Here is a 5,669-nt window from a genome sequence, read left to right as displayed (position 1 = left end):
CGGTGGCAGGGTCGGTCTGAGGTGGGCCATCCTGTTCGCGAGCTTCCACTTCCACGAAGATTTCATGGGAGGCCTTGTAGAGCAGGAAGAGGCCGCCGCCCAGCAGCACCAGGTCGCGCCCGCTGATGCCCTGGCCCAGGAGTTGGAACAGGTCGTCCTTGAGACCCATCACCCAGCTCAGGGAGAACAACAGCGCCAGGCGCGAGACCATTGCAAAACCCAGGCCCAGGCGGCGTGCTTTGTCGCGCACGTCTGCGGGCAGGCGCCCCACCAGGATGGAGATGAAGATGATGTTGTCCACGCCCAGGACGATCTCCAGGGCGGTGAGCATCGCAAAGGCGATCCAGATGTTGGGGTCGAGCAGGAAGTCCATGGCTTGGCGGTCGTGGGTGTGAGGGGGTAGCCCGAATGTTGGGCAAAACCCAGCATTCTCTGATCAAACCAGGCGCATCATTTGCGCAAGTTATTTCGAATTTGTGGCGTCAATGATTCGAGAAAACCGAATCGAAAGCGCCAGCTGGCCGCAGCTTTCAGCCAGGCGCGACTTCAGCTGCGTCGCCGAACCACGAAGTGATAAGCCCAGCCGGCATCGGCGGTGTGGGTTTCGCGGCTGACCTCGGTGAAGGCGCTGCGTTCCCAGTCAGGAAAAAAGGTGTCGCCGTCGAAATCGGCATCGACCTCGGTCAGCACGAGCTCGTCGGCCAAGGGCAGGGCCTGGGCATAGAGCTCGCCCCCTCCGATGACGAAAACCTTGGGTGCATCGGCCGTGGCTGCCAAAGCGCTGGCGAGGTCATGGAAAACCTCGGCACCTTCGGCCTGCCACGCTGTGTTGCGGGTGATGACGATGTTGCGCCGACCCGGCAGCGGGCGGCCGATGGAATCCCAGGTCTTGCGACCCATGACGACCGGGCAGCCCAGCGTGGTGCGCTTGAAGAACTTCAGGTCTTCGGGCAGGCGCCACAGCAGGGCGTTGTCTTTGCCGATGGCGCCGTTGCGGGCCACGGCGGCAATCAGCGAGAGCGTTCGAGGGGTGTTCGACATCCTGGCCCGTCCTCAGACCGCCACCGGTGCCTTGATGGCCGGGTGGTGTTGATACTCGAGCACTTCGAAGTCTTCGTACTCGTAGTCGAAGATCGAGGCGGGCTTGCGCTTGATGTTGAGCAGGGGATAGGGGTGCGGCGTGCGGCTGAGCTGCAGCTCGACCTGTTCGGTGTGGTTGCTGTAGATGTGGCAGTCGCCGCCCGTCCAGACGAAGTCGCCCACGTCCAGGTCGCACTGCTGGGCCAGCATGTGGGTCAGCAGGGCGTAGCTGGCGATGTTGAAGGGCACGCCCAGGAAGATGTCGGCGCTGCGCTGGTAGAGCTGGCAGCTGAGCTTGGGGCGGCCGCCGTCTTGCGCGGGCGCCACGTAGAACTGGAAGAAGGCGTGACAGGGCGGCAGCGCCATCTGGTCGATCAGGCCGGGGTTCCAGGCGCTGACGATGATGCGGCGCGAGTCGGGCGAGGTCTTGAGCTGCTTGACGACTTCGCTGATCTGGTCGACGTGCGTGCCGTCAGGCCTGGGCCAGTTGCGCCATTGCACGCCGTACACCGGGCCCAGCGAGCCGTCTTCACGGGCCCATTCGTCCCAGATGGTGACGCCGCGCTCTTGCAGCCACTTGACGTTGTCGTCGCCACGCAGGAACCACAGCAGCTCGACGATGATGGATTTGAGGTGAACCTTCTTGGTCGTGACCAGCGGGAAGCCTTCGGACAGGTCGAAGCGCATCTGGTGGCCGAAGACGCTGCGCGTGCCGGTGCCGGTTCGGTCCGTCTTGAGCACACCGTGGGTGTGCACGTGGCGCATGAAGTCTTCGTACTGGCTGCGCACGGGGCGCTGGGCGGGGAGGGTGGTCACGTCGAGGTTCTCGAAGGTGGGCGCCGCAAAGGCAACAGCCGGGATTATCCCGGCTGTCGAGGTCGTTGGCAGTTGCCCGGGGCTTGTGTGGATGAAAGCCCGGTGGCAGGCCTCAGTTGGCCTGGGCCGGGTCGCGCATGAAGATCTCGACGCGGCGGTTCTTGGCGCGACCCTCTGCCGTGTCGTTGCTGGCCAGGGGTTCGCGCGAACCACGGCCCACCACCTCGATGCGGTTGGCAGCGATGCCACGGTCTTCGAGGAAGTTGCGCACGCTCTCGGCGCGCTCGAGCGACAGCGGGTTGTTGATGGCGTCGCTGCCGGTGCTGTCGGTGTGGCCGACCACGCGCACCAGGGTGCCTTGGCCCCCGGACTTCAAGCCGCTGGCGAAGGCATCGAGCACGCTGCGCAGCTCGGGCTTGAGGGCCGCGCTGCCGGTGGCGAACGAGATGTCGTTGGGGATGTCGAGCTTGAGCTGGTTGTCGGCGGTGCGGCTGACTTCGACGGGCGTGCCTTGCGTGGCGGCTTCCATGGCGCGGCGCTGGTCTTCCATGCGCTTGGACCACAGGTTGCCGGCCAGGGCCCCGGCTGCGGCGCCGATGGCCGCGCCACGCACGGTGTTCTTGCCCCCGGTCATGGAACCGATGGCGGCGCCAGCCACGGCACCGATGCCGGCGCCAACGGCCGTGCCCTTTTCCTGCGGGCCCATGGTCTCGCAGCCCGAGGTGAGCAGGGCAACCGCGATGGCGCTGCCGACGATCAGGGTGCGCTGGAAGGTGGCTTGGCGGCGGGAAACGGTGAGCGAGGTCTTGTGGTTCATTTCGTCTACTCCTGTGGGTGCCGGGGCCGGCACAGCTTGCTCAACGCAGCGGGCCGGGCATCGGATGACGCGCGGCCCACGCGTGCGCTGGGGCGTGCTCAGGCTGCGGCCTGGTCGAACTGCATGGCCGCCAGGCGCGCGTACAGGCCATTGCGGGCCATGAGCTCGGTGTGGGTGCCAGCGTCGATGATGCGGCCGTTGTCCATCACGACGATGCGGTCTGCGTTGACCACGGTGCTCAGCCTGTGCGCGATGACCAGGGTCGTGCGGCCTTTCATGGCCTCTTCGAGTGCGGCCTGCACGGCGCGTTCGCTGTCCGAGTCGAGGGCGCTGGTGGCCTCGTCGAGCAGCAGCAGGGGGGCGTTTTTCAAGATGGCCCGGGCGATGCTGATGCGTTGTCGTTGACCGCCGGACAGGCGCACGCCGCGCTCGCCCAGGAAGGTGTGATACCCCTCGGGCAGGCGTTGCAGGAAGTCGTGTGCGTGGGCGGCGCGAGCTGCGGCGAAGACCTCTTCGTCCGAAGCCGAGGGGCGACCGTAGCGGATGTTTTCCATCGCGCTGGCCGAGAAGATGGTGCTGTCCTGCGGGACGATGCCGATGCGTTCGCGCAGCGCGTCGAGGCTGGCCTCGGGCAGCTTCACACCATCGATTTCGACGTGCCCGCCTTGCGGGTCGTAATAGCGCAGAAGCAGCTGGAACACGGTGCTTTTGCCGGCGCCGCTGGGGCCGACCAGGGCCACGGTTTCGCCTGCAGCGACGTCCAGGCTGAAGTCTTCCAGCGCGGGCTGGGCAGGCCTGGAGGGGTAGTGGAACTGCACACCCGAGAGCTTGACGGTGGAGCCAGCTGTGGTTGCTGGCAGTGAGCGAGCTTGCGTGGGGGACTCGATGCGCGAGCGCGCTTTCAACAGCTCCATCATGCGTTCGGTGGCGCCAGCGGCGCGCAGGATGTCGCCGTACACCTCCGAGAGCGCGGCGACCGAGCTCAGCAGCAAAATCACGTAGACCACGGTCTGTCCCATGTGGCCAGCCGTGATGCGGCCGTCGAGCACGGCCTGGGTGCCCTGGTACAGGCCCCACAGCAGGGCCCCGGTGGTGGCGGTGATGATGAAGCCCACCAGCAGGGCGCGTGCGCGGATGCGGCGCTCGCCGGTGCGAAAAGCGTTCTCGTTGGCTTCGCTGAAACGCTGCGCTTCGCGCGACTCGGCGGTGTAGCTCTGCACCACGGGCACGGCGTTGAGCACCTCAGCGGCGATGGCCGATGAGTCCGCGATGCGGTCCTGGCTGGCGCGCGACAGGCGCCTGACGCGCCGGCCATAGGCGATGGCGGGCAACACGATCAGCACGAGGCCGCCCAGCACCTGGGCCATCACCACGGGGTTGGTCACGACCAGCATCGTCAGCGCACCGATGGCCATGATCACGTTGCGCAGCCCCATGGACACGCTGGTGCCCACCACGGTCTGGATCAGGGTGGTGTCGGCGGTCAGGCGCGAGAGCACCTCGCCGGTTTGTGTGGTCTCGAAGAACTCGGGGCTTTGGCGCAGGACGTGGGCGTAAACGGCGCCCTTGATGTCGGACGTGATGCGCTCGCCCAGCCAGGTCACCATGAAATAGCGCGAGGCTGAAAACACGCCGAGCGCCGCACCCACGCCGAACAGGGCCAGGAAGTGCTGGCGCATCTGCATGACGCGCTCGCCCGGGTCAGGGGAGACGAACCCCTGGTCGATCAAGGTGCGAAGGGCGAGCGGCAGCACCAGCGTCGTGATGGCGGCCAGCACCAGGAACAACCCCGCGAGCGCGATGCGTCCGCGGTAGGGCATCAAGAAGGGGCGCAGCGAGCCCAGCGGGCGGATGGACTTGCCTGCGGCGGTGGGGCTGGTCGTGGACATGTTGGGTCTGGGCTCGGCGTTGGCCATGCCTGGCGGCGTGCGAAGTTCGCGTTGCCGTGATTATGATGCCTTGACAATATTTGCGTAGGCAAATAAATTCGCCACCCATGAAAGGTCAGCGCTCCACCCCCCCGATCTACGACCGGGCCACTTATTGCCGCGAAAACAGCATGGGCTACCTCATGCGCCGCATCACGCAGTTGATGGTGGGGCAGGTGGACCGGCGTCTTGGCTGCACGGGGCTGACCCATGCCCAGTGGGCGCCGCTGTTCCTGATCCACCGTGGCGAGGCCAACACCCTGGCCGCGCTGGCGCGTGAGCTGCAGGTCGATGCCGGGGCCTTGACCCGAACGCTGGACCGACTGGAGGCCAAGGGCTTGTGTCGGCGCGAGCGCTCGGCCGAAGACCGCCGTGTGGTGCACCTGATGCTCACGCCAGAGGGCGAAAAAGCCGCCGAACCGGTGCCCGGCATCCTGTGCGATGTCTCCAACGCGATGCTTCAGGGCTTCTCGCCAGCCGAGTGGGAGACCTTGATGGGCTTCCTGCAGCGGATCGTCGGCAACGCCGAGGCGCTCAAGGACTGTCAGCCAGGCGAGTGCACGGGCGATGGCGCCCCCTCCACCGACGCGAGTTGACGCGCCCCGAACGACGATGAGAGGGCTGCCCCAGCCCACGAGAAGGTGTTCCAGATGACGCAGTTCAATCGTTTGTCCCCTGCAAGGCCCGTGAACCGGGCGAGCCGGCCGCTGGCCTGGTTCGCGCTCGCCGGGTGGGGGGCCCTGATGACCGGGTGTGCGCACCAGGCGATCCAGCCGAAGCTGACGACCTTGGATGCGAGTGCGCTTGGCGTGAGCGCAAGCGGGCCGCAGCCGGTTTCGGCGCAGATGACCGAGTGGTGGCGGGCGTGCGGCGATGCGCAGCTCGATGCCCTGATCGGGCAGGCCTTGGCCGACAGCCCGACCATCCAGGTGGCCCAAACCCGCCTGCAGCGCGCCCAGGCTCAGGAGATGCTCAGCAGTGGCGCCGACAAGCCGCAGTTGCAGCTCACCGGCAAGACCGACCGACAG

At 66.6% G+C, this 5,669-nt stretch carries 6 protein-coding genes and 1 pseudogene; 2 read left to right on the top strand and 5 right to left on the bottom strand.

Going from position 1 to position 5,669, the window contains the following annotated elements; all coding sequences use genetic code 11:
- The 5 genes from B2W70_RS00690 to B2W70_RS00670 form a co-directional block, all read right to left on the bottom strand.
- Window positions 1–373 (bottom strand): TerC family protein (locus B2W70_RS00690; RefSeq protein WP_414631011.1); only part of this gene is annotated, 373 nt, incomplete at its 3' end.
- A 173-nt stretch (window positions 374–546) separates the two neighbouring features.
- A complete protein-coding gene (locus B2W70_RS00685; RefSeq protein ID WP_058089153.1) occupies window positions 547–1,041 on the bottom strand; it encodes a dihydrofolate reductase in 495 nt (164 codons plus the stop codon).
- Window positions 1,042–1,053: 12 nt separating this feature from the next.
- Window positions 1,054–1,896, bottom strand: coding sequence for a thymidylate synthase (locus B2W70_RS00680; RefSeq protein ID WP_286742020.1), 843 nt, complete (start codon window positions 1,894–1,896; stop codon window positions 1,054–1,056).
- Between the two features lie 112 nt (window positions 1,897–2,008).
- A complete protein-coding gene (locus B2W70_RS00675; protein ID WP_286742018.1) occupies window positions 2,009–2,713 on the bottom strand; it encodes an OmpA family protein in 705 nt (234 codons plus the stop codon).
- Window positions 2,714–2,811: 98 nt separating this feature from the next.
- Window positions 2,812–4,602, bottom strand: a complete 1,791-nt coding sequence (locus B2W70_RS00670; RefSeq protein ID WP_286742017.1) for an ABC transporter transmembrane domain-containing protein — start codon at window positions 4,600–4,602, stop codon at window positions 2,812–2,814.
- A 107-nt stretch (window positions 4,603–4,709) separates the two neighbouring features.
- Here B2W70_RS00670 and B2W70_RS00665 point away from each other — a divergent pair, with 107 nt between their 5' ends.
- Both B2W70_RS00665 and B2W70_RS00660 read left to right on the top strand, forming a co-directional pair.
- The gene (locus tag B2W70_RS00665; RefSeq protein WP_286742016.1) at window positions 4,710–5,237 is read left to right on the top strand and encodes a MarR family winged helix-turn-helix transcriptional regulator; all 528 of its coding nucleotides are present in this window, start codon (window positions 4,710–4,712) and stop codon (window positions 5,235–5,237) included.
- A 249-nt stretch (window positions 5,238–5,486) separates the two neighbouring features.
- Window positions 5,487–5,669: pseudogene (locus B2W70_RS00660) on the top strand (TolC family protein); the annotation flags it as partial.

This window comes from Aquabacterium sp. UBA2148 (genome assembly GCF_002328915.1).
Classification (GTDB): domain Bacteria; phylum Pseudomonadota; class Gammaproteobacteria; order Burkholderiales; family Burkholderiaceae_C; genus Aquabacterium; species Aquabacterium parvum.
This window is presented reverse-complemented; position numbering and strand designations above follow the sequence as displayed.